At 57.3% G+C, this 1,097-nt stretch carries 1 protein-coding gene; it reads right to left on the bottom strand.

Annotated elements, in window-relative coordinates:
- Positions 1 to 1,097 (bottom strand): elongation factor Tu (tuf, locus tag H620_RS0118945; RefSeq protein WP_027907870.1); only part of this gene is annotated, 1,097 nt, incomplete at both ends.

Raw genomic sequence — 1,097 nt, 5'->3', positions numbered from 1 at the left:
GCTACGACGCCGGCGCCGACGGTACGACCGCCTTCACGGATAGCGAAGCGCAGACCGTCTTCCATTGCGATGGTCTTGATCAGGGTGACAGTCATCTGAATGTTGTCACCTGGCATTACCATTTCAACGCCTTCCGGCAGTTCGCAGTTACCGGTCACGTCAGTGGTACGGAAGTAGAACTGAGGACGGTAGCCTTTGAAGAACGGAGTGTGACGACCGCCTTCTTCCTTCGACAGAACATAGACTTCTGCGGTGAACTTGGTGTGCGGCTTGACCGAACCTGGCTTGACCAGAACCTGGCCACGCTCAACGTCGTCACGCTTGGTACCACGCAGCAGAACGCCGCAGTTCTCGCCAGCACGACCTTCGTCCAGCAGCTTGCGGAACATCTCGACACCGGTGCAGGTGGTGGTCGAAGTTTCACGCAGACCAACGATTTCCAGCGGGTCTTGAACGCGAACGATACCACGCTCGATACGACCGGTAACAACGGTACCACGACCCGAGATCGAGAATACGTCTTCGATCGGCATCAGGAACGGCTGGTCAACGGCACGAACTGGCTCAGGAATGTAGGCATCCAGAGTTTCTACCAGCTTCTTGACAGCGGTAGTGCCCATTTCGTTGTCGTCTTTGCCTTCCAGCGCCATACGAGCCGAACCGATGATGATCGGAGTGTCGTCGCCTGGGAAGTCGTAGGTGGACAGCAGGTCGCGAACTTCCATCTCGACCAGTTCCAGCAGCTCAGCGTCGTCTACCAGGTCAGCCTTGTTCAGGAAGACCACGATGTACGGAACGCCAACCTGACGGGACAGCAGGATGTGCTCACGGGTTTGTGGCATCGGACCATCGGCGGCCGAGCAAACCAGGATCGCGCCGTCCATCTGGGCAGCACCGGTGATCATGTTCTTCACGTAGTCAGCGTGACCTGGGCAGTCAACGTGAGCGTAGTGACGAATGTTCGAGTTGTACTCGACGTGAGCGGTGTTGATGGTGATACCGCGCGCTTTTTCTTCCGGAGCCGAGTCGATCTTGTCGAACTCAACGACTGCCGAACCGAAAACTTCGGAGCAGACGCGAGTCAGAGCTGCGGTCAG

The sequence above is a fragment of the Pseudomonas taiwanensis DSM 21245 genome (genome assembly GCF_000425785.1).
Lineage (GTDB): Bacteria > Pseudomonadota > Gammaproteobacteria > Pseudomonadales > Pseudomonadaceae > Aquipseudomonas > Aquipseudomonas taiwanensis.
This window is presented reverse-complemented; position numbering and strand designations above follow the sequence as displayed.